We start from the raw sequence: 25463 nt of genomic DNA, 5'->3' as shown, positions 1-25463 counted from the left end.
ATTATAGCAAAAAAATACCGAAAATAATACAATCTATATAGCTAGGATTAGATAAAATCGACACTTGAAAGCGCTTAATGTATAATTTTTGTTAGACAAGAAAGAATGAGGTATCGATATGAATAAAACAGAATTACTGTTACAAAGGCTAGATGAGATTGGTCAGTCTCTAAAAGATTCGAACCAAGCACTAGCTTTGCTGGCACTTGGTTCTTGCGGAACAGAAAGAGAACGATTGGATCAGTACTCAGATTTAGACTTCTTTGTTATTGTAAAAGATGGCTACAAGCAGACTTATATCCAAGACCTAACCTGGTTAAGTAAGCTAGAACCAATTGCATTTCACTACCAAAATACAGTGGACGGACATAAAGTTCTATTTGAAGATGATGTTTTTTGTGAATTTGCTGTCTTTGAAAGTCATGAACTGGTAAACATTCCCTTCTCTGAAGGCAAGATTATCTGGAAGGAGGTCGGTTTTGATGAAACAATCTGTCAGCCACAAAGACTGTCATCAAAAGAAAACAGAGACCGTGAATGGCTGTTGGGAGAAATTTTATGTAATCTATATTTAGGGCTAGGTCGCTATCAGCGAGGCGAAAAATTAGCTGCTTATGATTTAATACAAAACAGATCCGTCAAGCTTTGGGCTGAACTAATCAGTTTGGAAACAACTTCTAAATCTAATTTTATAGATATCTTTAATACCAACAGACGATTTGAAGAAGGTTATCCAAAGGAAGCCAAGCAATTGCCTCACTTTTTGCAAGGTTACGAACGCATTTCTGAGTCTGCTCAAGCACTCCTAGAATATCTGGATAAAGACTATTCTCTTAACCCATTTATAAAACAAAAAATTCGTAATTTATTATAAAAAAGACTCTGCCTGAAAAGCAGAGCCTTTTAAATCTTATTTTAACTTTCCTTTCAAATACTGCCCTGTGTAGCTGGCTTCGTTGGCCGCTACTTCTTCTGGGGTTCCTGTTGCAATGATGGTTCCTCCACCAACACCGCCTTCAGGTCCCAAGTCGATGATATGGTCTGCTGTTTTAATAACATCTAGATTGTGCTCGATAACGAGGACTGTATTGCCATCGTCTACAAAACGTGCTAAAACCTTGAGCAGACGAGCGATGTCCTCCGTATGAAGTCCTGTCGTCGGCTCATCCAGAATGTAGAAGGACTTACCTGTTGAGCGTTTGTGGAGTTCACTAGCTAACTTCATACGCTGGGCTTCTCCACCTGAAAGGGTGGTAGCTGGTTGTCCTAAGGTTACATAGCCCAGCCCTACATCCTTGATAGTCTGGAGTTTACGTTGAATCTTGGGAATGTGTTGGAAAAATTCGACTGCGTCATTAACCGTCATGTCCAAGACTTGCGAGATATTCTTTTCCTTATAGTGGACTTCTAAGGTTTCACTGTTGTAGCGAGTCCCATGGCAAACTTCACAAGCCACGTAAACATCTGGCAAGAAGTGCATCTCAATCTTGATAATCCCGTCACCTGAGCAGGCTTCGCAACGACCACCCTTGACGTTGAAACTGAAACGGCCCTTCTTATAGCCTCGAATCTTAGCTTCATTTGTCTGGGCAAAGAGGTCACGTATATCGTCAAAAACTCCCGTATAGGTAGCTGGGTTGGACCTCGGCGTCCGTCCGATCGGGCTCTGGTCAATGTCAATCAAGCGGTCTACATGCTCAATCCCCGTAATCGTTTTAAATTTACCAGGTTTATCTGAATTGCGATTTAGTTTCTGAGCGATTGCTTTTTTGAGAATACTGTTGATTAGGGTCGATTTCCCTGAACCTGACACCCCTGTCACTGCGATGAATTTTCCTAATGGGAAGCGAGCGGTAATATTTTGCAAGTTGTTCTCACGCGCTCCTGTCACCTCGATAAAGCGACCATTTCCGGAACGGCGCTCTGCTGGCACTGGAATCGCTCTTTTTCCTGACAAGTACTGACCAGTGATAGACTTGCTGTTGCGAGCCACCTGTTTGGGCGTTCCTGCAGCAACAATCTCTCCACCAAAAACACCAGCACCCGGACCAACGTCAATCAGATAATCCGCCTCGCGCATGGTATCTTCGTCGTGTTCCACCACGATGAGAGTATTGCCCAAGTCACGCATCTTTTTCAGACTAGCAATCAGGCGGTCATTATCCCTCTGGTGAAGACCGATGGACGGCTCATCCAGGATATATAGGACACCTGATAGGTTGGATCCAATCTGGGTCGCCAAGCGAATACGCTGACTCTCCCCACCTGAAAGGGTTCCTGCCGAACGCGACAGAGTCAAATAGTTAAGACCTACGTTATTGAGAAAGGTCAAGCGATCCTTGATTTCCTTGAGAATGGGACGGGCGATAATGGCTTCATTTTCAGACAGAGTCAACTGGCTCACCAAAGCCAAGTGGTCTGCGATAGACAGGTCTGAAATCTCTCCGATATGGGGTCCTTTCTCCCCACCCACACGGACAGACAAGGCCTGGTCATTGAGACGGTAGCCGTGACAAGTCCCGCAGGTCAGCTCATTCATGTAGAGACGCATTTGGGTGCGCGTGTAATCACTATTGGTTTCGTGATAACGACGCTTGATATTATTGACGACTCCCTCAAACGGAATGTCGATATCACGCACACCACCAAATTCATTTTCATAATGGAAATGGAATTCCTTGCCATCTGAGCCGTAAAGAATCAAGTTCTTATCTTCTTCTGACAAGTCTTCAAAAGGCTTATCCATATCTACTCCAAAGGCTGTCATGGCCTGCTCTAGCATGTTTGGATAGTAGTTAGATGAGATAGGATTCCAAGGTGCCAAGGCTCCCTCACGCAAAGTTTTGCTGGCGTCTGGCACTACCAAATCAGTATCCACTTCTAGCTTGATACCCAAACCGTCACACTCACTACAAGAGCCGAAAGGAGCATTGAAAGAGAAGAGACGAGGCTCTAACTCTGGAACAGTAAATCCACAAACTGGACAGGCATAATGCTCAGAGAAGAGCAACTCAGAATCGTCCATAGTGTCGATAATGACATAACCTTCTGCGATACGAAGGGCAGCCTCAATGGAATCAAAGAGACGGCTACGAATGCCCTCCTTAATGACAATACGGTCGACCACGACATCGATATTGTGTTGCTTGCTCTTCGACAACTCTGGCACTTCGGTCACATCATAAACTTCCCCATCCACACGGACGCGGACATAACCGTCTTTCTGAATCTTTTCAATGACGCTCTTGTGTTGCCCTTTTTTCTTACGAATGACAGGAGCTAAGATTTGCAGACGTTGGCGTTCTGGCAATTCCAAAACCTTATCCACAATTTGCTCCACAGAAGAAGCCTTGATAGCCCCATGCCCGTTGATACAGTATGGCGTCCCCACACGTGCGTAGAGGAGACGCAAATAATCATTGATTTCAGTCGTCGTTCCAACGGTCGAGCGCGGGTTTTTGCTAGTCGTTTTTTGGTCGATGGAAATAGCTGGGCTGAGGCCATCAATGGCATCTACATCTGGTTTTTCCATGTTGCCCAAAAATTGACGGGCATAAGCAGATAGACTCTCCACATAGCGACGTTGACCTTCAGCATAGAGGGTATCAAAGGCCAGACTGGATTTCCCAGAACCTGACAAACCAGTCACAACAACCAGCTTGTCTCTTGGAATCTCCACATCAATATTTTTTAAGTTATGGGCACGCGCCCCATGAATCACAATTTTATCTTGCATCTTTGTTCTTTCTAGTCCATTATTGCTTTCCATTATACCAAAAAATGTGAAATTCTATTACCCAAAAAGCTGTTTTTATAGTATAATAGTACGGTGCAAAAAATGAATCACTGAATAGTAGGAAAGGATAGGGGATATGAAACAAGTTTTTCTCTCAACAACAACTGAATTTAAAGAGATCGACACGCTTGAACCGGGTACTTGGATCAACCTCGTCAATCCTACACAAAATGAATCGTTGGAAATCGCTAACGCCTTCGACATTGACATTGCCGACCTTCGAGCACCGCTCGATGCGGAAGAAATGTCCCGTATTACCATCGAAGACGAGTATACTTTGATCATCGTGGACGTTCCCATCACAGAGGAAAGAAACAATCGTACCTACTACGTTACGATTCCGCTGGGGATTATCATCACCGAGGAAACCATTATCACCACCTGCTTGGAATCCCTCCCCGTTCTCGATGTCTTTATCAACCGTAGACTGCGCAACTTTTACACCTTCATGCGTTCACGCTTTATCTTCCAGATTCTCTACCGCAACGCCGAACTTTACCTTACGGCCCTTCGTTCGATCGACCGTAAGAGTGAACAAATCGAAAGTCAACTTCACAAGTCTACTCGAAACGAAGAGCTGATCGAGCTCATGGAATTGGAAAAGACCATCGTCTATTTCAAGGCCTCGCTTAAGACGAACGAGCGCGTGATTAAGAAATTGACCAGCGCAACTAGCAATATCAAGAAATACCTAGAAGACGAAGACCTACTCGAAGACACTCTGATTGAAACCCAACAGGCCATTGAGATGGCAGATATTTATGGAAACGTCCTTCACTCTATGACAGAGACCTTTGCCTCTATCATTTCCAATAACCAGAACAACATCATGAAGACCCTGGCTCTCGTGACCATCGTTATGTCTATCCCAACCATGATCTTCTCAGCCTACGGGATGAACTTTAAGGATAATGAAATCCCTCTAAACGGTGAGCCTCACGCCTTCTGGTTAATCGTCTTTATCGCCTTTGCTCTGAGTGTTTCGCTCACTCTCTATCTCATCCATAAAAAATGGTTCTAAGAGGAATCCCTATGTCTCAGATTGATTTACAAAAATTAACTAAGAAAAACCAAGAGTTTATCCACATCGCTACCCAACAATTTATCAAAGATGGTAAAACAGACGCTGAAATCAAGGCTATCTTTGAGGAAGTCATTCCTAAAATCCTTGAAGAGCAAGCCAAAGGAACGACTGCACGTTCCCTCTACGGGGCTCCAACCCACTGGGCTCATAGCTTCACTGTCAAAGAGCAATATGAAAAAGAGCATCCAAAAGAAAATGATGATCCAAAACTCATGATTATGGACTCAGCCCTTTTTATCACCAGTCTCTTTGCATTGGTTAGCGCTCTGACTACCTTCTTCTCTACAGATCAGGCTATTGGCTATGGGTTGATTACCCTCTTGTTGGTTGGACTTGTAGGAGGACTTGCCTTCTACTTGATGTACTACTTTGTCTACCAGTACTATGGACCAGACACAGATCGTAGCCAGCGCCCTCCTTTCTGGAAATCAATCCTCGTCATCCTCGCTGCTATGGTTCTCTGGTTGGCTGTCTTCTTCGCAACAAGCTTCCTACCAGCAGCTCTCAATCCAATTCTTGCTCCACTGCCTTTGGCTGTCCTAGGAGCGGCCCTTCTCGCCCTTCGCTTCTATCTCAAGAAACGCTTCAATATCCGAAGCGCAAGCGCAGGCCCATCACGTTATTAAGAAAAGTGAAAAGCTATGGCATATAGTCAATCTTTAGCTCAGCAGATTCGAAAAATTCTAGCACTCAAACTTCCTCCCCAAATTTTCGAAGAAGAGCTAGAAGAAAAGAAACTGTTTGGTGGCCTTGCCTTTATGATTCGTGGGAAAATGGTCCTTACAGTCAGTTCCAGAAAGGACGAACTGGTTATGGTCAGAATTGGCAAAGAAATAGAAAAGCAAGTTCTACCCCGAACAGGAGCTCATACTACATTGATGAGGGGACGCCTTTATCACGGCTATATAGACTTAGATATAGAAGGTCAAAAAGAACTTCCTTACTGGATTGATTTGGCCCTCTCTTATAATCAAGAGTTGACCAAGTAACTCATATCTAGCGAGATTAGAAAAACGAAAAGCAACTGCAAAGGCGGTTGCTTTTTTTCTTGCTTTCTTGATATCCAATAGAACTTCTGACCCTAATCCCTATAGTTTTCTCTCATCTTTTATGATAAAATAGGCACAATCAATTTCTAGGAGGATGAGATATGGTTTCTACTATTGGTATCGTGAGCTTGTCTAGTGGCATTATCGGAGAAGACTTTGTCAAACACGAAGTGGAGCTAGGTGTCCAGCGTCTCAAGGATCTGGGACTCAATCCTGTGTTTTTGCCCCATTCGCAAAAAGGATTAGACTTTATCAAGAACCATCCTGAGGCGCGTGCAGAGGATTTGATGCAGGCCTTTTCGGATGATAGCATCGACATGATCCTCTGCGCCATCGGTGGGAATGATACCTATCGTTTGCTACCTTATCTTTTTGAAAATGACCAACTACAAAAGGTTATCAAACCAAAGATTTTTCTCGGTTTCTCCGATACGACCATGAACCATCTTATGTTGCATAAACTAGGAATCAAGACTTTTTACGGCCAATCCTTTCTAGCAGATATTTGTGAATTAGACAAGGAGATGTTGCCCTATAGTCTCCACTACTTTAAAGAATTGATCGAGACGGGAAGAATCTTAGAAATCCGCCCTAGCGACGTTTGGTATGAGGAACGGACTGATTTTAGTCCCAAGGCTCTGGGAACAGCTCGTATCAGTCATGTAAATACAGGTTTTGACTTGTTACAAGGAAATACCCAGTTTGAGGGGGAAATTCTCGGCGGTTGCCTTGAGTCTCTCTATGATATTTTTGACAACTCTCTACACGCAGATAGCACAGACCTCTGCCAAAAGTACAAACTCTTCCCTGACTTAACCGACTGGGAAGGAAAGATTCTCTTGTTAGAAACAAGCGAAGAAAAGCCTGAGCCAGAAAACTTCAAAAAGATGGTGCTGGCTTTGAAAAAAACTGGAATATTTGAGGTCATCAGTGGACTCTTGGTCGGAAAGCCAATGGATGAAACCTTCTATAACGACTATAAAGAGGCACTAATGAGCATCGTTGACAGCAATATCCCAATTGTCTATAATCTAAACGTTGGGCACGCCACACCAGGAGCCATTGTACCCTTTGGCGTTCACGCCTATGTAGATGCACAGGAGCAAGTCATTCGCTTTGACTATAACAAAAAATAAACAATTTCTCCATTTTTGTGCTCTGGTATTGATTTTCGTTACAATTTGTGTCTGAATTTATTGCATTTTGCTTATTTTTATGATATCTTTTTGGGGGAGGTGTATATGACTAAACAAAAAATAAATCAAATTGTCGGTTCAATTGGAGCCTTTATCGGGATTATTGTATTTATCGCCTACATCCCACAAATTTTTGCCAATTTACAAGGCAACAAAGCTCAACCATTCCAGCCTTTATCCGCAGCAGTATCTTGTTTAATTTGGGTTATTTACGGGTGGACAAAAGAACCTAAGAAGGATTGGATACTAATTATTCCAAACTCAGCTGGCGTTGTCTTAGGTGGACTGACATTTCTTACTGCACTATAAAAATTACTAGCATATAATCAAAAAGCTGAAATAAATTTCTCAGCTTTTTCTATTTTCTCAGATAGTTAGACGACTGCACTCACTTATTTCTGCTTTTCCACTCACAATCATTTTCGTGGTCGTCAATCAAACCTGCAGCTTGTAGAAATGACAAGACTGCAACAGGACCTGTGAACTTGAAGCCTCGTTTTTTGAGATCTTGAGATAATTTTTCAGACAAGGCTGTTTTAGCAGGTGCTAGGTGATAGTCAGGAACATCATTCACGATCGTTTTCCCCTCAACAAAGGACCAGAGATAAGCGTCAAAAGAGCCAAAGGTTTTCTGGATTTGTAAAAATGCTTGGGCGTTGGCACGTGTCGCAAAGAGCTTGGCACGATTTCGGATGATGGCTGGATTCTCTAACAAGGCTTCCAACTCCCCATCTGTCATTTCCGCGACCGCTTGAATTTGATAGCCATGAAATGCTTCTCGGAATCCTTGGCGTTTGTTTAGTACCGTTTCCCAAGACAGGCCTGCCTGATAGGTTTCCATACACAACAACTCAAACAATGCTTGGTCATCATGGAGGGGCTGCCCCCACTCCTGGTCGTGGTAGGCGATGTAGAGCGGATTGGTCATCTTAACCCACGAACAGCGTTTTGTCATATTATTCTCCTATTTCACCAACATTTTAAGGGCCGACTTGATATAGTTCTCTGCTGTATCCGTCGTCCCTTCAAAGAATTTCTTGATTTTCTTAAGCTCGGTCGCCTTGTAGCCCAGTGCCAACATGGCTTCCATGGCTTCTTCCAGTTCTTGGTTTTCAATGCTTGCTTGCACTGCCACCTTAGCAGGAAGGTCATCACTAGCCACAACTACCTTGCCTTCCAAGTCCAGCACCATCTGCTGGGCTGTTTTCTTGCCAATTTTAGGAAACTTGGTCAAGTAGGTGATGTTCTTGCTTTCGATGGCTTGAACCAAGCCAACATTGTCATCAGCAGCGATAATAGCAAGAGCTGACACAGGCCCAATCCCAGATACCGAAATCAGACTGAGAAAGAGCTTTTTCTCATCTTCTGAGCGAAATCCATAAAGTAGATGGGCGTCCTCACGCACAACCTGATGCACATAAATTTGAGATTCTTGATTGACCTGTCCCGAGTAAGCATAGGGATTGGCTACATGCAGGATATAACCGATACCGTTGGTTTCAAGAACAATGTATTTGGCAGTAATTTTGGTAATGATTCCTTTTAAATATTCGTACATAGTTTTCCTTTTCTCTTATTTCGTTTATCTAGTATATCATATTTTCTTTATCCGAGGAGTGAGAATCGACTATCACAAATACAGTATATCAAAAATAATTTATGCTTATCTATTGACATATTGAAAATTAAGTACTATAATCACCTGTAATTGAATAACTATCTTCAGGGCAGGGTGAAATTCCCTACCGGTGGTATAGCCCACGAGCCGAAAGGCATGATTTGGTGAAATTCCAAAGCCGACAGTATAGTCTGGATGAAAGAAGATAAAAGTATATTTGTGCTTTTTGCGTGCTCTGAAATGATTACTTGTCATTTCAGAGCATTTTTGTTAATCGCATAAGTTTTCTTTTGTATGCCTTGAATAGTCCCCTATTCAAGGTATTTTTTTTGGAGGTAGTGAGATGAGCGACTCAAAATATATGAAATTAGCAATAAAATTGGCACAAAAAGGAGCTGGTTACGTCAATCCCAATCCTATGGTTGGCGCAGTTATTGTAAAAGATAATCACATTATCGGACAAGGTTATCATGAGTTTTTTGGTGGCCCACATGCTGAGAGAAATGCTCTAAAAAACTGTAGAGAATCCCCTGTCGGAGCAACGCTTTATGTAACACTTGAACCCTGTTGTCACTTCGGGAAAACACCTCCTTGTATAGACGCTATAATCGATAGTGGTATTACAAGAGTAGTCATTGGAAGCCTAGACTGTAACCCTATTGTATCTGGAAAAGGAGTAAAGATACTTGAGGAAAATAATCTTCAAGTTACTGTTGGAGTTTTAGAAAATGAGTGTCTTAACTTAATAAAAAGTTTTAGAAAGTATATTACCCAGCATGTACCCTATGTTTTTATGAAATATGCAATGACAATGGATGGAAAAATAGCCACTAAAACAAATCAATCCAAATGGATTACTGGAGAAGAGGCAAGAAAGCATGTACATCAGTTACGACACCATGTTAGTGCGATTATGGTGGGAGTCAATACTGTTATTCAAGACGATCCTTTGCTGACATGTAGATTGGAGGAAGGGAAAAATCCTATCCGTATCATATGCGATACACATTTACGAACTCCTCTTACCTCTAAAATCGTAAAAACAGCAAATGATATTAAAACTTACATTGCCACTTCCTCTGAAGACAAAAATAAAATGAAGCTATATCAAAATCATGGCTGTGAAATACTTCCCATAAAGAAAAAAGGCAATCATATAGACTTATCAAGTTTAATGCAACATCTAGGAAATATGCAGATTGATAGCCTACTTCTAGAAGGGGGCAGTCTAATGAATTGGAGTGCTTTGGAACAACAAATTGTTGATGAGCTGAAAATATATATTGCACCAAAAATTTTTGGAGGCAGTGCCAAGTTTCCTGTCGGAGGTGAAGGTATTTCTTTGCCAAATGACGCTATTAGCTTGAAGCCTTATGCTTTTTCTCAAATAGGAGATGACTATCTCATAGAAAGTGAGGTGATTTATCCATGTTCACAGGAATAATTGAAGAAATCGGAAAAGTTGAAAGAATACAGAAAGACTCTCGTAATTGCAAACTATCAATTAAAGCCTCAAAAGTATTAACGGATATCCATTTAGGCGATAGTATAGCAGTAAATGGTATCTGTCTTACAGTTACTCATTTCAATCATCAATCCTTTACAGTTGATGTAATGAATGAAACATGGAGCCGAACAACTCTTACACTATTAAAATATGGAAGTGAGGTAAATCTAGAAAGAGCCTTATCTGTCAACGGTCGACTTGGAGGTCACGTCGTTACAGGACACATTGATGGTACAGGAAAAATCTCGTCAATAAAAAAAGATGATAATGCTGTATGGTATCAAATCAACACACAAAAAGAAATTTTAGATTTAATAGTTGAAAAAGGATCTATTACAATTGACGGCATTAGTCTGACTGTCGCTAAAGTCTCCAAACTAAACTTTTCAGTATCTGTTATCCCTCATACTTTGGCACAAACCATTCTTAAGAGTAAACAAGTCGGGAGTACAGTAAATCTTGAAAATGATATCTTAGGCAAATATGTGCAAAAACTGATGGATAACTCTCTGAAATCAGAGATATCTAAGGAACTATTATATCAAAATGGATTTTAGCAGAAAGGATGATTAGTCAATGGAATATCGAAAAATACAAGAAGCATTAGAAGCATTGCAGAAGGGACGACTTGTTCTTGTTATAGACGACAAGGATAGAGAAAACGAAGGAGACTTAATTTGTTCCGCACAAGCAGCCACAACAGAAAATGTTAATTTCATGGCTACTTATGCCAAAGGATTAATTTGTATGCCTATGAGCGAAAGTTTAGCTAATCAATTAATGCTTTCACCCATGGTTGAAAACAATACAGATAATCATAAGACTGCTTTTACAGTTTCAATTGATTATAAGGAAACGACCACAGGTATTTCTGCCGAGGAAAGAGGATTGACCGCACGTATGTGTGTCACCGAAGATATAAGCCCCTCTGATTTTCGCAGGCCAGGACACATGTTTCCTTTAATTGCGAAAAACGGTGGTGTTCTAGAAAGAAATGGACACACAGAAGCAACTGTTGATCTATTAAAATTAGCAGGACTAAAAGAGTGTGGCCTATGTTGTGAAATAATGAATCATGATGGCAAAATGATGAGAACAGATGATTTAATTCAGTTTTCTAAGAAACACAACATTCCACTAATTACCATCAAAGAATTACAAGAATATAGAAAAGTATATGATCAGCTGGTAGAACGAGTTTCAACTGTCAATATGCCTACTAGATACGGTAATTTTAAAGCAATTAGCTATATAGATAAACTAAACGGGGAACATCACCTTGCTCTTATTATGGGAAATATAGAGGATGGAACCAATGTATTATGTCGGGTCCACTCTGAATGTTTAACAGGAGATGTTTTAGGCTCTTTACGGTGCGATTGTGGACAGCAATTTGATAAAGCTATGAAAATGATTGCTGAGAATGGTTCGGGTGTCTTACTTTACTTGCGACAGGAGGGACGAGGAATTGGACTTATCAATAAATTAAAAGCCTATCATTTACAAGATCAAGGAATGGATACGCTTGATGCCAATCTTGCGTTAGGATTTGAAGGTGATTTAAGAGAATATCACATTGGAGCACAAATGCTTAAAGACCTGGGACTACAGTCACTACATTTACTGACAAATAATCCTGACAAGGTTGAACAGTTAGAAAAATATGGAATTACCATTTCCAGTAGAATACCAATCGAAATAGAAGCTAATCCTTACGACAGTTTTTATTTAAAGACAAAGAAAAATCGAATGGGTCACATTTTAAATATGGAGGAAAAATAAATGAACACTTATGAAGGTAATTTAGTAGCGAACGATATTAAAATAGGTATTGTTGTAGCGAGATTTAATGAATTTATAACTTCAAAATTATTATCTGGAGCACTAGATAATCTCAAAAGAGGGAATGTAAACGAGAAAGATATCGAGGTAGCCTGGGTTCCAGGAGCTTTTGAAATACCGCTGATTGCATCAAAAATGGCAAAAAGTAACAAATATGATGCAATTATCTGCTTGGGCGCTGTCATTAGAGGTAGTACAAGTCATTATGATTATGTATGTAGCGAGGTATCTAAGGGAATCGCCCAAATCAGTTTAAATAGCGAAATCCCAGTTATGTTTGGTGTGCTAACGACAGATACAATTGAACAAGCCATAGAGCGAGCTGGCACTAAAGCAGGAAATAAGGGTTCTGAGTGTGCACAAGGAGCTATTGAAATGGTCAACCTAATTCGTACATTAGACGCTTAGAACAGACTCTACTTTTAAATGAATAAAGAAACTTGGCAAAATCGCAATTGAATACTCTATGAAAATCATAGAGCAAACTAGGAAGCCAGTCGCAGATTGGTAAAACACAGCTTCGATGTTGCAGACAAAACTGGCAAAATTAGCTCAAAACACTATTTTGAGATTACTGATAAAACTGATGTGGTTTAAAGAGATCTTTGACGAGTATTCGGAAGAAAAAAAGTAAATATTTCTATGATAAAACGCATAGAATCAAGGTTTTTGAAGATCTGATTTTATGCGTTTTTCTGATTTTGAAAATTTTTCCCAGTCTTTTTTGTACTTTTATACTCAATGAAAATCAAAGAGCAAACTAGGAAACTAGCCGCAAGCTGTACTTGAGTACGGCAAGGCGACGTTGACGTGGTTTGAATTTGATTTTCGAAGAGTATTAATATTTCCCCAACTCACGGAGGCTGGTGTGATTTTCCTGAATGCGTCGAAACATTTTTTCCATATCTGACTTGGTGAAATGCACCAAAACAGGACGTCCGTGGGGGCAGTTATAGGGGTTGTCGCATTGAGAGAGCTGATAAAGGAGTTGTCTGGCTGAATGGTCATCGATACGATGGTTAGCCTTGATAGACCGCTTGCAGGACATCATGATGGCTAGCTCTGCTCGGTATTTCTTGATCGAAACTTCCTTGGTCAAGAGCAGCATGTCACACATTTCATAGATACCAGACTCGATTTCTTCCTCTGCCATCCAAATAGGATGTTCACGTAGGATAAATTGATTTTCTCCGTACTCTGCTAGAAAGACACCCACTTCCTCTAAGAGAGGCATTCTTTCCCTGAGACGAAGGGCATCATCTGCTGGGAATTCAAAGATGTAGGGCACTAGGAGTTGTTGCTGGCTCTGGTCAACATTACCTATGCTTTCACGGTATTCCTCATACTTGACCCGTTCCTGGGCTGCATGTTGGTCTATAATGTAGAGGCCATCTCGCCCTTGGGCAAAAAGATAGGTCCCGTGCATTTGTCCGAAAAACTCCAACTCTGGGAAGCTGGATGCTTCTTCTCGCTCCAGCTTGTCATAAGCCTTATCGAGGCTAGCAAGATCTAACTCTGGATGGTCTAGTTGGTCGTAGTTAGCAGGCTTTCTCTCCGCAAAATGCAGTTTTGCGGGCTTGGTTAGCTGGTCCAAGGTTTCCTTGGCAAACAGGGTTAGGTCCCTACCTTCCTCAGTTAATTCAACCTGATGATCAGCCACCTCAGCTTGACAAGGTCTTGAGAGTTCTGTTTTTTCATAGTAGAGCGTATTTTCTTTGAGTGGGAGAATGGTCTGTTCTACCTTTTGACGATTGCGCACGGTAGATTTGGCAAGATTTTCCAAGGCATCAGGTATCAAGGTCTGTTCCTTCAGACTCTTTGCGATAGCCTCTGAAACCAGCGTCATCAGCTCTCTTTCCTTAGAAATCCGCACTTCTTGTTTGGTTGGATGCACATTGACATCAGCTAGATAGGGATCAATATGGATGTGAATGACAGCCAGTGGAAAACGGCCCACCATAAGCTTGCTTCCGTAACCATCCAAAATAGCACGATTGAGCAAGAAGTTCTTGATATAACGACCATTGATGAAGAGGCTGATATAGTTGCGATTAGCCCGAGTCAACTCAGGCAGAGACACAAAACCTGTAATTTCGAAATCTAAGTCCGAGTTTTCAATGGCAATCATCTTCTTAGCACTCGCCAAACCATAAATCCCTGCAATGGCTTGACGCAGTTGACCAGTTCCAGCTGTTCGTGTCATTTCTTTGCCATCACTAATCAAGCTAAAAGAAATCTCAGGATGAGCCAAGCCCAGACGGTTGACAATATCAATGATATGAGACAACTCCGCCTGCTGGCTCTTCATATACTTGAGACGGGCAGGCGTGTTGAAAAAGAGGTCCTCTACACAAACCTTGGTCCCCACAGGGCTAGTCGCTGGGATGATTTCTTCTACTTCACCCCCACGCGCAACGAGCTTGGTCCCATGACTCGCACCATCCACCGCCGTCAACAAAGTCAAGACACTGACAGAAGCGATAGAAGGCAGGGCTTCACCTCGAAATCCGAGCGTTCGAATCCGAAAGAGGTCTGCTTGATTTTTTATCTTACTGGTCGCATGTCGACGCAAGGCCAATTCCACCTCATCGTGGGCAATTCCATGACCATTATCGGTGATTTGAATTTTCTTGAGGCCAGCTTCCTCAATCTCGATGATAATCTGACTAGAACCCGCATCAATGGCATTTTCTACCAACTCTTTAACCACACTGGCAGGACGTTCAATGACCTCTCCTGCCGCGATCTGGTTTGCCAGCACCTCTGGCAATTCAATAATATGAGACATCTTTCAGCCCCTTTCTGTATCTATTTTCCTAGAAATTGATTAGTGCTATTATACCATATTTCAGATACTATCAGAAAAAGCAAATACCACATAGACTCCAAATCTCTCCACATAGACAAAAGCTCTTGCCATGGGTCGTAAAATAGTGTTTAATAAAGGTGTACAGGAAGTAATCACAATTTTGTATGAAAGACAAGGAGGGAAATTTATGAAAGTAGAACTACAGATTAATGAGACTTACGAGGAGGAAAAGCTGATTGTCCAAACACCTCAGCCGACCGAAAAAGTCCAGAAAGTCATCGAATTCGCAGAAAATCTTGACCAAAAAGAAACAATCAAAGGAAAGATTGATGATCGGGTCTATCTAATTAAGATTGGTAAGATACAGCGCTTCTATATCGAGAATCGGAAGATTCTAGCAGAAACGGCAAGTCATACCTACGCCATTGATTTACGGCTCTATCAAGTTCTTGAAATTCTGCCGACCACTTTTATCCAAATTTCCCAATCAGAAATCATTAATATCGACTCGATCTCTCATCTCAAGCTCACTCCCAACGGTCTGATAGAAATCTGTCTAAAAAATGAAAGCTTCACCTACTCATCTCGCCGTTACCTAAAAACCATCAAGGAGAAATTAGAACTATGAAAAAACAAATCTTTCACGACGCAGCCGCTGGCGTTCTTATCGGCCTCATCCTTTCTATCATCTTTTCATTCATTTATTCCCCAAATACCTACGCCCCACTGAGTCCCGATTCTCTGATTGGCCAAGTGATGGTGCAACATCAGGTTCACGGTTCCCTGGTCTTGCTCTACTGTATGGTCATCTGGTCAGCTATCGGCGTTCTCTTTAGCTTTGGCGGTCGCTTATTCAATCGTGACTGGAGCTTACTCCGTGCGACGCTTTCCCATTTCTTCCTCATGCTGGCTGGCTTTGTCCCACTGGCAACTCTAGCTGGTTGGTTCCCCTTCCACTGGATTTTCTATCTCCAACTCATTCCGGAGTTTGCGATTGTCTACCTTATCATCTGGACTATCCTCTATAAAAGAGAAGCCAAAAAAGTGGACCACATCAATCAACTCTTGTCCCATAAACAGTAATAGAGAAAAACCCACTCACAAATGCATGAGTGGGATTCTTTTTATAACTTTTGTTTGAACTCTACTAAGACATTCATAGCCTGCATAGGAGTCATGTTGTAAACATCCAGTTTAGCCAATTCTGCTAGGATAGGATGTTCTTCAGGCGTGTCAAAGAGAGAAATCTGTTCCGTGACAGCACTTGTTTGCCTCATCGGAGCTGGGCTTTCTCCCCCCTGACTCTCCAGTTGCGTTAAAATCTTATCCGCTCTTGCTAAAAGTTCTGCTGGTAAGCCAGCAATCTTAGCAACATGGATACCGTAGGATTTGTCAGCAGGCCCTGGTTCAATCTTGTGAAGAAAGGTAACCTGCCCATCCTGTTCTAAGGTTGCCACGTGGACATTGACCAAGTGTTCCAGGCTAGACCCCAGGCTAGTCAACTCATGGTAGTGGGTGGCAAAGAGGGTCTTGGCTCCGATATGCTCATGAATGTATTCGATGATGGACTGGGCAAGAGCCATGCCATCATAGGTCGCAGTTCCACGACCTAATTCATCAAAGAGAATGAGAGAGTTTTTGGTCGCATGCGAAATGGCATTGTTGGCCTCCATCATCTCTACCATAAAGGTTGATTGACCTGAAACCAAGTCATCTGCCGCTCCGATACGAGTAAAGATGGCATCAAAAATTGGCAAATGAGCACTTTCTGCTGGCACATAAGAGCCTAGCTGGGCCATAACCGCTGTTATGGCTAGCTGACGCATATAGGTAGATTTCCCACTCATGTTTGGCCCTGTAATCAGTTGAATGCTGGTATCTTCTGACATCTGAATGGTATTTGGAATATAAGTCTGAGCACCCATAACTTTTTCAACGACAGCATGACGTCCTTTCTGGATATTGATTTGTGAGTCCTCTCCAAACTCAGGTCGGATCAAATGCTGGGTTTCAGCCACAACTGCTAAACTCTGCAAGACATCGACCGTCGCAATTCCTTGGGCTAAAGCCTGTAAACGCTGGATGTACTTGCTGACTTCCTCACGGATGCGCATAAAGATTTCATACTCTAGGTTGGCTGACTTCTCACGCGCCTCCAACATATCCCCCTCGATACGGGCTAATTCCTCGGTACCGAAGCGTTCCGAGTTTTTCAGCGTCGCCTTGCGGAAAAAGTGGGCTGGCACATTCCCCAGTTGCGAATTGGTCACATGGAAATAGTAGCCATCTTTTTTATTGTAGTCAATCTTAAGCGTGCTGATACCAGAGTTTTCTCTCTCCTTAGCCTCAATCTCTGCAATCCAGCTAGTCCCTTCTCTGAGTACTCGGCGGTATTTATCCAAGGTCTCATCAAATCCCGTCCGAATAATACCACCTTCTGTAATCACATGAGGGGCTTCAGGGGCAATCGCCGCGCTAATCAAGCTCTCCAACTCTGGAATGGCATCCAACTGTGCGATGAGATAGGCCAGAGCAGGTTTCTCCATTCCCTCTAAAATCGCTCGAATCCGTGGCACACTAGATAAGGTAGTCGCCAATTGCAAGAGATCCTTAGGATTGGTCTTGCCAAAAGAAACCCGACTAGCCAAGCGTTCGATATCATAAACACCTTTGAGACTGTCCGTTAAATCACTACGCTCAAAGAAGTGGTCAAGAAAGACCTGCACCACCTCTTGACGCTGGACGATTCGCTCCTTATCAATCAAGGGACGATGAATCCAAGAACGTAAGAGCCGCATACCCATAGCCGTTTTGGTTTCATCCAAAAGCCAGAAAAGACTGCCTTGCTTCTTGCCTGAACGGGCATTCTCAACCAAATCCAGACTAGCCTTGGTCGCATAATCCATCTGCAAGAAATCTTTGATTTCATAGCGGATAACTGGTTTGAGATGGTTCAATTCCCGCATCTGGGTACGGTGAACATACTGGAGCAGCTTACTAGCTGCCGCTTGCTCCACAGCTGCCAGTCGTGGATCCAGTAAATGGACATCCTCAAAGCCTTCCTTCTCATAGGAAAGCACAAGATTCATCTGACGGCTGAGGATTTGTTCTTCTTCCTCAGACAAGTCATAACCCAGCACCACTTCTCGAGCCTTGAGGTTACGGATTTCCCCACAAACGAGAGTAAAATCCAATAAACCTGTCACATAAAAATCACCTGTCACTAGATCCATATAAGCCAAGCCAAATTGATTGCCATCACGATCTAAGGCAACCAAGAAATTATTCTGACTATCCGGCTTACTGCTATCGACGACCGTTCCAGGTGTGATGACCTGGACCACCTCTCGCTTGACAACACCGACTGCTTGTTTGGGATCTTCCATCTGTTCGGCTATGGCCACCTTATAGCCCTGCTCGATCAATACGTCGATATACTGCTGGGCAGAATGATAGGGGACGCCCGCCATGGGTATCGGATTTTCTGCATTTTTATTCCGACTCGTTAAGGAAATTTCTAAAATCTGCGCTGCATTGATTGCATCTTCATAGAACAACTCGTAAAAATCACCCATCCGAAAAAGCAAAAAAGCATCTGGGTATTGTTTTTTAATATCCACATACTGTTGCATGCCGGGTGATAGCTTTTCTGTTGCCATTTTCCGTCTCTCCTTGTTAAAAATAAGTCTTGAGAGCAACTCCCAAGACCTTATTTATCTTTCATCAAATCTAGCAAACGATCTTCCATCAGCTTGGCAACGTGCTGGTCTCGACAAATAACCAATAAGGTATTAGCACCAGCAACCGTTCCTAAAATCCATTCATCCTTGTTTGCATCTACAATGTTTGCTAAGACTGCAGCTTCCCCAAGTTTGGTATGAAGTACCAAGGTGAACTCTGCTCTTGCAACTCCTTCTAAATGATGAGACAAAAATTCAACTAAATCAATCTTATCTGTCTCATTTGCTAGTACATAATACACCATATCATTTTTCTTGATCTTGGTCAAGCCGATTTCACGCAAATCACGTGACAAAGTCGTTTGTGTCACATAAACATTACGAGCTTCTAAACGATCTTGAATCTCTTTTTGTGTCCCAAGTTTTTCTTCGGTGATCATCTTTTTAATCAATTGATGCCGTTCTCTTTTTCTCATGTTATCCTCTTAAGTGAATATTTATAACAAATTTTACATTTATTTTATAACTATATTATACCAAAAAAAATAGATAATTCAAAAAAATTCTTTTCTTTCTCAAAAAATGTAGTAAATTGTGTTAAAATAGTAAAAAAGCCCAAAAGGAGCCCTTATGAATACAAAAGAATTGATTGCTAGCGAGTTGGCTAGCGTCATTGATAGCCTGGATCAAGAGGCTATTTTAAATTTACTAGAAACACCTAAAAACTCAGAAATGGGAGACATCGCCTTCCCTGCCTTTTCTCTAGCAAAGGGCGAGCGTAAAGCTCCGCAAATAATTGCAGCAGATATTGCTGAAAAAATTAATAGTCAGGCCTTTGAAAAGGTTGTTGCTACAGGACCTTACGTCAACTTTTTCCTTGATAAAAGTGCTATTTCGGCTCAAGTATTACAGGATGTTATCACTGAAAAAGAGCACTATGCTGACCAAACCATTGGCAAGCAAGAAAATATCGTTATCGATATGTCTAGTCCCAATATCGCTAAACCATTCTCTATTGGGCACTTGCGTTCAACGGTTATCGGAGATAGCTTATCACATATTTTCCAAAAGATCGGCTATCAAACAGTCAAGGTCAACCACCTAGGAGACTGGGGTAAACAGTTTGGAATGTTGATCGTTGCCTACAAGAAATGGGGAAGCGAGGAAGCTATTAAAGCTCATCCAATCGATGAACTTCTTAAACTCTACGTTCGCATCAACGCTGAAGCTGAAAAGGATCCTAGCTTGGATGAAGAAGCACGCGAATGGTTCCGCAAACTGGAAAATGGAGATGAGGAAGCTCTCGCTCTCTGGCAATGGTTCCGTGATGAAAGTTTGGTGGAATTTAACCGCCTTTACAATGAATTGCAAGTCGAATTTGACAGTTACAACGGGGAAGCCTTCTACAATGATAAGATGGATGCTGTTGTAGACATTCTTGCTGAAAAAGGACTTCTTGTTGAGTCAGAAGGAGCCCAAGTCGTTAATCTTGAGAAATATGGAATTGAACATCCAGCCCTTATCAAGAAATCTGATGGGGCAACTCTCTATATCACTCGTGATTTGGCTGCAGCCCTTTACCGTAAAAACAAATACCAATTTGCTAAATCTATCTACGTCGTTGGCCAAGAGCAATCTGCTCACTTTAAACAACTCAAGGCAGTATTACAAGAGATGGGCTACGATTGGAGTCAAGACATTGTCCATGTTCCATTTGGATTGGTAACAAAAGAAGGGAAAAAACTCTCTACTCGTAAAGGAAATGTCATCTTGCTAGAACCGACTATCGCAGAGGCTGTTAGTCGTGCCAAAGCCCAAATCGAAGCGAAAAATCCTGAGTTAGAAAATAAAGACCAAGTTGCCCATGCTGTTGGAGTTGGGGCTATCAAGTTCTATGATCTTAAGACCGACCGTACAAATGGATATGACTTCGACCTTGAAGCAATGGTATCCTTTGAAGGTGAAACTGGACCTTACGTTCAATATGCTTACGCTCGTATCCAATCTATCTTGCGCAAAGCCGATTTCAAACCAAATACGGCTGGCAACTACAGCCTGAATGATGCTGAAAGCTGGGAAATCATTAAACTACTCCAAGACTTCCCACGTATTATCAATCGTGCAGCAGATAATTTTGAACCTTCTATCATTGCGAAATTTGCGATTAGTTTGGCTCAAGCATTTAACAAATATTATGCACATACACGTATCCTAGATGAAAGTCCTGAGCGCGACAGTCGTCTGGCCCTCAGCTACGCAACCGCAGTCGTCCTCAAAGAAGCTCTTCGTTTGCTCGGGGTAGAAGCGCCAGAGAAGATGTAAATCGCCAAAGTTACTTGATTGCAAAGCAATCTAAGTAACTAACACCAAATCCTATCAGGGATTTGGCTTGGCGCTTCACTAGTAAAGAAACATAAATATTCTCGATTTATGTTTCTTTACGTCGTAACCAGAGACACTTGCCTAAACACCTCACTAAATTGGTCAATCAAATCTATTAATTAGTTTAAGGGCTGGTCGTAATCTTCAAGTCACTTGAATGCAAGTCAATCTAAGCAACGAATGTCAAAGCCTATCATAGATTTGGTTAGGCGCTTCACTAATTCGATCTATTCACTACTATTTCTTTATCATACATGGAGATTTCCTATGAGCCAATATGCTTATATCCTCGTTATAATTAGCTTGGTTTTCCTTTTTCTGCTCAATAAGTACGAGAAAGAAAGACTGCAAAAGCTCTACCAAGAGCAACTCTTGAAGGATGAAATATTTAAGGCTGACATCAAAGAGAAAATTCACACGACTGACAACATCAATGATGTCATTGCACATATCAATAAAACTTACCATCTGGGAATGTTGCTCTCAAAAGACGTCACAGATCAATTGAAATAATCAAAATCCGAGAAGCTTTCTTCTCGGATTTTTATTCGCCCTAGTCAACGTCATCCCCTTGAAACAGCCACAGTTATTTTCATATGATTTTTGTGAATTTTTTCAGGATTTTCTAACTTTTTTCAAAATATTCTTGCATTTCTTTTAAGTTTTTTGTAGAATAGTAGCTATCTATTCAGATTATTCTGAAAATTCAAAAATAGGAGCGTTTATTATGTCACAAGTTACGTTATCAAACCAGTCAACCTGGGCAAGCAAACTAAAGGCAATGGGACCAGGAATCCTCATGGCTTCTGCCGCCGTTGGAGGTTCTCACATTGTATCCTCTACTCAAGCTGGTGGTTCTTATGGTTGGTCACTACTCCTCTTGGTTATCTTGGCCAATGTTTTTAAATACCCATTTTTCCGTTTTGGCGCCGAATATACTGCTGACACTGGTAAAACCTTGGTCGAAGGCTATGCCGAAAAAGGAAAAATCTATCTCTGGATTTTCTTTGTCCTCAATGTTTTCTCTGCCATGGTCAACACAGCTGGAGTCGCTATCCTTTGCTCAGCCATCATCGCTAGCGCCTTCCCAATGATTGGCCTTAGCATCACTCAGTGGTCCCTGATCCTTGTTGCAGTCATTTGGGCCATGCTACTATTTGGTGGCTACAAACTATTGGATGGTATGGCAAAATGGATCATGTCTGCTTTGACTATTGCAACTGTTCTTGCAGTTATCATTGCAGCAATTAAGCATCCAGAATACAGCTCTGATTTTGTCGAGAAGACACCTTGGCAAATGGCAGCCCTCCCTTTTATCGTTTCCCTCCTAGGATGGATGCCTGCCCCTATTGAAATTTCAGCCATCAACTCACTCTGGTCTGCTGAAAAGAAAAAGACTGTCAACTTTAATACAGAGGACGCCCTTTTCGACTTTAACGTTGGTTACATTGGAACTGCTATCCTGGCTGTATTCTTTGTAGCACTCGGAGCACTCATTCAGTATCCTACAGGACAAGCAGTTGAGGCCGCTTCAGCCAAATACATCTCTCAATTCGTGGGTATGTATGCCTCTGTTCTTGGAGAATGGTCCCGTTACTTGATCACCTTCATCGCCTTTCTCTGTATCTTTGGAACAGTCATTACTGTTATCGATGGCTATTCCCGCGTTAATCAGGTTTCCCTACGACTCTTGTTAAGTCAAAAAGAGGATGATAGCAAATCTTTGAACATCTGGATGACCCTCACAGCTGTTATCGGTATCATCATCATCAAGTTCTTTGCTGGTCAAGTATCAACTATGCTTCGCTTCGCCATGATTGGTTCTTTCCTGACAACACCATTCTTCGCTCTTTTGAACTATGTATTGGTGACACGTGAAAATAAAAATCTTCCTTCTTGGCTAAAACTCCTCGCTATCGCAGGATTGATTTTCCTCTTTGGCTTTGCTATTTTCTTTATCTATGCACTTGCCATCGGAAAAGCAGGATAGTTTATAAAATGGCACCCTTACGGGGTGCTTTTTGTATACTCAAAAAGCAGTTGACAATCTCAACTGCCCCTCAGTACTACTTTATTTTTCTGTTTCTAACTCATACAAGTCTGCAATGATCGCTGCGACCTTTTTAATATCTCCCAGCATACCACGCATTTCAAAGTCAGCCAAAACTGGGAAACCAAAGCGCTGACTATACTGCTTGGCTGTCAGGCAGTATTGATTGTTAAAATTACGATTACCAGAACCGACTACCCCAAAACACTTACTAGCATTGTCCCCATAGGCGATAAAGTCGCCCAGTGGAGTTGTTAAAATCTCGACATCGCCGTTATCGACACCATTTCCACCTTCCAGATAGGTCGGCAAGAAAGCGATATAGGGATGTTCCATTTCAAAGAATTCTTGACCTTCCTTGACTAGGTCCTTGATATGGATTTTTTGGACCTCAATCCCTTCGTACTGGGACAAGAGATAGTCCTTGAGTCGGGTTACAAAACTTTCTGTATTCCCACTCAGACTGATATACACTAAGGATATTTTTTTCATGTTGACCTCTATTTTTTGTTTACGATTTAAAAAGAACTACCAAGATTGTAACTTGATAGTTCTTTTTTGTCAATACTTAGGCAACTTCTTCTGCTTCGACTTCTTCGGCCAAATCTTTTTGTTGGCGCCACATCTTGTAAAAGACTAAGGCTAAAAAGAGAACATTTATAATGATGAACAAAATATTCGTTCCTTTTGCTAATGCTCCCATTCCTAAGCCAAGGGCACTATCTTTGATTAATTGAACCGCATCTTGAACGTTCATATAGCTATAAACCAAACCAACAATAGCTAGTAGAACATAGCCAACATAAGTATAGTTTGCGAATTGTACGTTTTTACGTACGAGAAATACAAAGGCTACTACAACTAAAATTGCAGATAAAATAATCAACAACATATTAAAAATAGAGTGAGAGGATTCTGATACTTTGTAAGTATAGTTGACCGTGTCTTCTAATTGCTGGGCAGTGAGCGTCCCGCTATTTGCCAGGCTAGCACGAAGAGCATCTTTACTTGGCAATGGACTCAAGATTCCAAATAGTGACATAGATGAAATAAGGGCTGATAGAACTAACAAGACCCAAAGATAAATAGGATTCTTTTTCATGTTTTCCTCCATAAGATATTTTGAACATTATAGCATTTTTTGTACAGGAATACAACTTTTACAAGCTGGTTTCAACTTGTTTCCGATAGGCTTTCGGTGATTTTCCGCACAATTTACGGAAAACCTTGTAGAAATATCCAACATTACTGTAGCCAACTGCATAGCAAATATCTTCGATACTATCACTGGTTGAAAGTAAGAGTTGTTGCGCCGCCTTAATTCGCTGTTTATTGAGCAATTCCGCAAAGGTTGAGTTGGTTTCTCTCTTGATTAGCTGACCGAGATAGACAGGATTGATAAAGAGATCCTTACTGATATCCTTAAGTGAGAGCTCTTTCTGATAATCACGCCCAATCACCTCCAGAACGCTCACCACATTTTCATTCATGCGGTACTGGCCAAAGAACTTGGTCAAGGTTTCTTTGATATAGGCAACCAATTCTTCAAAGGAGTTAATGGCATGGATGGCTTTGACAATCTCCGTCATATCATCTGCTTTTAGGTGTTCAAACAAATGGAAGACATCCATGACAAACTGGGTGAAGAGCTGCTTCGTGATGGCCACGCGCGGGGTATTCTTCGAAACAACCTTCTCTAGCAGGGTTAATTCTTCAATGATTTGATTGATATTCCCTTGGATAATCACCCGATAAATCGGCTCGTAATAAGCAAACAAACTCTCGGATTTTTCTAGATTGACTGAACCGTAGAAGAGGGCTTTTTCAGCATTGATCTTCCAATTCTCAAAGGACTGCTGGTAGGGTGCTTCAAATGGTGTCACGACGATGCCATCGAGCGGTTGATCAGAGATGAAAATCTGCCAGTCTTGCCCCAAAACATAGTAAGGAATGGTAAAAGAGCCTTGCTTTTCCTTTGAAAGTCCTATCCACCAGTTTTCTTTACCTGCTAAGAAACTGATAAAGCCTTCTTCATCTAATTCTTGACTGAGGGTCTGACTTTGCTCCACCTTTTCTTGAAGCTGTAGCGCAATCTTTTCTAGTAAATTGCCCAACTCCACCTTGTCTACTGGCTTGACCAGATAATCCACGACACTAAGGTTCATGGCTTTTTTGACATAATCAAACTCCTGATAACCAGACAGCAAGATATAATAGGTATCTGGAAGTAGCTCTTTCATTTCCCTAATCATCTCAAGTCCTGTCTTATCTGGCATGTTGACATCGGAAATGATCACATCCACTGGATTTTTCTTAACATAGTCCAAAGCATCATCTGCGTGATTAGCTGTCGCGACGACTTGCATATCCCATTTTTCAAAGGGGATTAATCGCTTGAGCCCCTCTGTCACCATGTACTCATCGTCTACTAATAAAACTTTATACATTTC

Annotated in this window: 24 protein-coding genes and 1 riboswitch; of the genes, 15 read left to right on the top strand and 9 right to left on the bottom strand. The window is 41.6% G+C overall.

Going from position 1 to position 25463, the window contains the following annotated elements; translation table 11 throughout:
• Positions 1-118: 118 nt before the first annotated feature.
• The gene (locus STO1_RS00900) at positions 119-874 is read left to right on the top strand and encodes a hypothetical protein (RefSeq protein ID WP_007520822.1); all 756 of its coding nucleotides are present in this window, start codon (positions 119-121) and stop codon (positions 872-874) included.
• A gap of 36 nt (positions 875-910) precedes the next feature.
• On the opposite strand, the gene uvrA is transcribed toward STO1_RS00900, so the two are convergent.
• Entirely contained in the window at positions 911-3736 is a 2826-nt protein-coding gene (gene uvrA, locus STO1_RS00895) for an excinuclease ABC subunit UvrA (protein WP_096421581.1), read from the bottom strand.
• Positions 3737-3872: 136 nt separating this feature from the next.
• Here uvrA and STO1_RS00890 point away from each other — a divergent pair, with 136 nt between their 5' ends.
• From STO1_RS00890 to STO1_RS00870, 5 genes are all read left to right on the top strand, one after another.
• A complete protein-coding gene (locus STO1_RS00890; protein WP_033605858.1) occupies positions 3873-4817 on the top strand; it encodes a magnesium transporter CorA family protein in 945 nt (314 codons plus the stop codon).
• A gap of 11 nt (positions 4818-4828) precedes the next feature.
• Entirely contained in the window at positions 4829-5506 is a 678-nt protein-coding gene (locus STO1_RS00885) for a DUF1129 domain-containing protein (protein ID WP_033605859.1), read from the top strand.
• A gap of 15 nt (positions 5507-5521) precedes the next feature.
• The gene (locus STO1_RS00880) at positions 5522-5869 is read left to right on the top strand and encodes a hypothetical protein (protein WP_096421577.1); all 348 of its coding nucleotides are present in this window, start codon (positions 5522-5524) and stop codon (positions 5867-5869) included.
• Between the two features lie 161 nt (positions 5870-6030).
• Positions 6031-7065 (top strand): S66 family peptidase, encoded by a 1035-nt coding sequence (locus STO1_RS00875; protein ID WP_084939410.1) that lies wholly within the window; start codon positions 6031-6033, stop codon positions 7063-7065.
• Between the two features lie 105 nt (positions 7066-7170).
• The gene (locus tag STO1_RS00870; RefSeq protein WP_000166112.1) at positions 7171-7434 is read left to right on the top strand and encodes a SemiSWEET family transporter; all 264 of its coding nucleotides are present in this window, start codon (positions 7171-7173) and stop codon (positions 7432-7434) included.
• 79 nt (positions 7435-7513) lie between these two features.
• On the opposite strand, the gene STO1_RS00865 is transcribed toward STO1_RS00870, so the two are convergent.
• Both STO1_RS00865 and ruvA read right to left on the bottom strand, forming a co-directional pair.
• A complete protein-coding gene (locus STO1_RS00865) occupies positions 7514-8080 on the bottom strand; it encodes a DNA-3-methyladenine glycosylase I (protein WP_070656861.1) in 567 nt (188 codons plus the stop codon).
• Positions 8081-8089: 9 nt separating this feature from the next.
• Complete coding sequence (gene ruvA / locus STO1_RS00860) at positions 8090-8683, bottom strand: Holliday junction branch migration protein RuvA (RefSeq protein WP_033584805.1); 594 nt, start codon at positions 8681-8683, stop codon at positions 8090-8092.
• 156 nt (positions 8684-8839) lie between these two features.
• Positions 8840-8954: riboswitch (FMN riboswitch) on the top strand.
• A gap of 132 nt (positions 8955-9086) precedes the next feature.
• Between ruvA and ribD the strand changes: the two genes are divergently transcribed.
• The 4 genes from ribD to ribE (STO1_RS00840) are packed head-to-tail and all read left to right on the top strand — an operon-like array spanning position 9087 to position 12500.
• On the top strand, positions 9087-10187 hold the full coding sequence (gene ribD, locus STO1_RS00855) for a bifunctional diaminohydroxyphosphoribosylaminopyrimidine deaminase/5-amino-6-(5-phosphoribosylamino)uracil reductase RibD (RefSeq protein WP_033605860.1): 1101 nt from the start codon (positions 9087-9089) through the stop codon (positions 10185-10187).
• Complete coding sequence (gene ribE, locus STO1_RS00850; RefSeq protein ID WP_084939411.1) at positions 10172-10807, top strand: riboflavin synthase; 636 nt, start codon at positions 10172-10174, stop codon at positions 10805-10807. Before ribD ends, ribE (STO1_RS00850) begins: the two co-directional genes overlap by 16 nt.
• Before the next feature lie 19 nt (positions 10808-10826).
• Positions 10827-12032 (top strand): bifunctional 3,4-dihydroxy-2-butanone-4-phosphate synthase/GTP cyclohydrolase II, encoded by a 1206-nt coding sequence (locus STO1_RS00845; protein ID WP_096421575.1) that lies wholly within the window; start codon positions 10827-10829, stop codon positions 12030-12032.
• The gene (ribE, locus tag STO1_RS00840) at positions 12033-12500 is read left to right on the top strand and encodes a 6,7-dimethyl-8-ribityllumazine synthase (protein WP_096421573.1); all 468 of its coding nucleotides are present in this window, start codon (positions 12033-12035) and stop codon (positions 12498-12500) included. It abuts the gene before it with no gap.
• Between the two features lie 430 nt (positions 12501-12930).
• Here the strand turns inward: ribE (STO1_RS00840) and mutL are convergent, their stop codons facing one another.
• The gene (mutL, locus tag STO1_RS00830) at positions 12931-14880 is read right to left on the bottom strand and encodes a DNA mismatch repair endonuclease MutL (protein ID WP_096421569.1); all 1950 of its coding nucleotides are present in this window, start codon (positions 14878-14880) and stop codon (positions 12931-12933) included.
• A gap of 208 nt (positions 14881-15088) precedes the next feature.
• Between mutL and STO1_RS00820 the strand changes: the two genes are divergently transcribed.
• A complete protein-coding gene (locus STO1_RS00820) occupies positions 15089-15529 on the top strand; it encodes a LytTR family DNA-binding domain-containing protein (RefSeq protein ID WP_061588590.1) in 441 nt (146 codons plus the stop codon).
• Positions 15526-15984, top strand: a complete 459-nt coding sequence (locus STO1_RS00815) for a DUF3021 domain-containing protein (protein ID WP_007520834.1) — start codon at positions 15526-15528, stop codon at positions 15982-15984. The genes STO1_RS00820 and STO1_RS00815 overlap by 4 nt, the downstream gene beginning before the upstream one ends.
• Before the next feature lie 41 nt (positions 15985-16025).
• Here the strand turns inward: STO1_RS00815 and mutS are convergent, their stop codons facing one another.
• Positions 16026-18560: a DNA mismatch repair protein MutS gene (gene mutS / locus STO1_RS00810; RefSeq protein ID WP_096421567.1), complete on the bottom strand. Its 2535-nt coding sequence runs from the start codon at positions 18558-18560 to the stop codon at positions 16026-16028.
• A 50-nt stretch (positions 18561-18610) separates the two neighbouring features.
• Positions 18611-19057 (bottom strand): arginine repressor, encoded by a 447-nt coding sequence (gene argR / locus STO1_RS00805; protein WP_084911200.1) that lies wholly within the window; start codon positions 19055-19057, stop codon positions 18611-18613.
• Between the two features lie 154 nt (positions 19058-19211).
• On the opposite strand from argR, the gene argS reads away from it, so the two are divergent.
• The 3 genes from argS (at position 19212) to STO1_RS00790 (ending at position 22953) form a co-directional block, all read left to right on the top strand.
• Complete coding sequence (gene argS / locus STO1_RS00800) at positions 19212-20903, top strand: arginine--tRNA ligase (protein ID WP_096421565.1); 1692 nt, start codon at positions 19212-19214, stop codon at positions 20901-20903.
• 327 nt (positions 20904-21230) lie between these two features.
• Positions 21231-21476 carry a hypothetical protein gene (locus tag STO1_RS00795; protein WP_000084849.1) on the top strand — a complete coding sequence of 82 codons (246 nt, stop codon included), beginning with the start codon at positions 21231-21233 and terminating at the stop codon, positions 21474-21476.
• A gap of 214 nt (positions 21477-21690) precedes the next feature.
• A complete protein-coding gene (locus STO1_RS00790; RefSeq protein ID WP_000084702.1) occupies positions 21691-22953 on the top strand; it encodes an NRAMP family divalent metal transporter in 1263 nt (420 codons plus the stop codon).
• Positions 22954-23034: 81 nt separating this feature from the next.
• Here the strand turns inward: STO1_RS00790 and nrdI are convergent, their stop codons facing one another.
• The 3 genes from nrdI to STO1_RS00775 all read right to left on the bottom strand — a co-directional run bounded on the left by nrdI (position 23035) and on the right by STO1_RS00775 (position 25460).
• Positions 23035-23505: a class Ib ribonucleoside-diphosphate reductase assembly flavoprotein NrdI gene (gene nrdI, locus STO1_RS00785; protein ID WP_007520838.1), complete on the bottom strand. Its 471-nt coding sequence runs from the start codon at positions 23503-23505 to the stop codon at positions 23035-23037.
• Positions 23506-23581: 76 nt separating this feature from the next.
• On the bottom strand, positions 23582-24115 hold the full coding sequence (locus STO1_RS00780) for an ABC transporter permease (RefSeq protein ID WP_096421563.1): 534 nt from the start codon (positions 24113-24115) through the stop codon (positions 23582-23584).
• A 58-nt stretch (positions 24116-24173) separates the two neighbouring features.
• Positions 24174-25460: a response regulator transcription factor gene (locus STO1_RS00775; RefSeq protein WP_096421561.1), complete on the bottom strand. Its 1287-nt coding sequence runs from the start codon at positions 25458-25460 to the stop codon at positions 24174-24176.
• Positions 25461-25463 lie beyond the last annotated feature (3 nt).

The sequence above is a fragment of the Streptococcus oralis subsp. tigurinus genome, assembly GCF_002356415.1.
GTDB lineage: Bacteria > Bacillota > Bacilli > Lactobacillales > Streptococcaceae > Streptococcus > Streptococcus oralis_F.
This window is presented reverse-complemented; position numbering and strand designations above follow the sequence as displayed.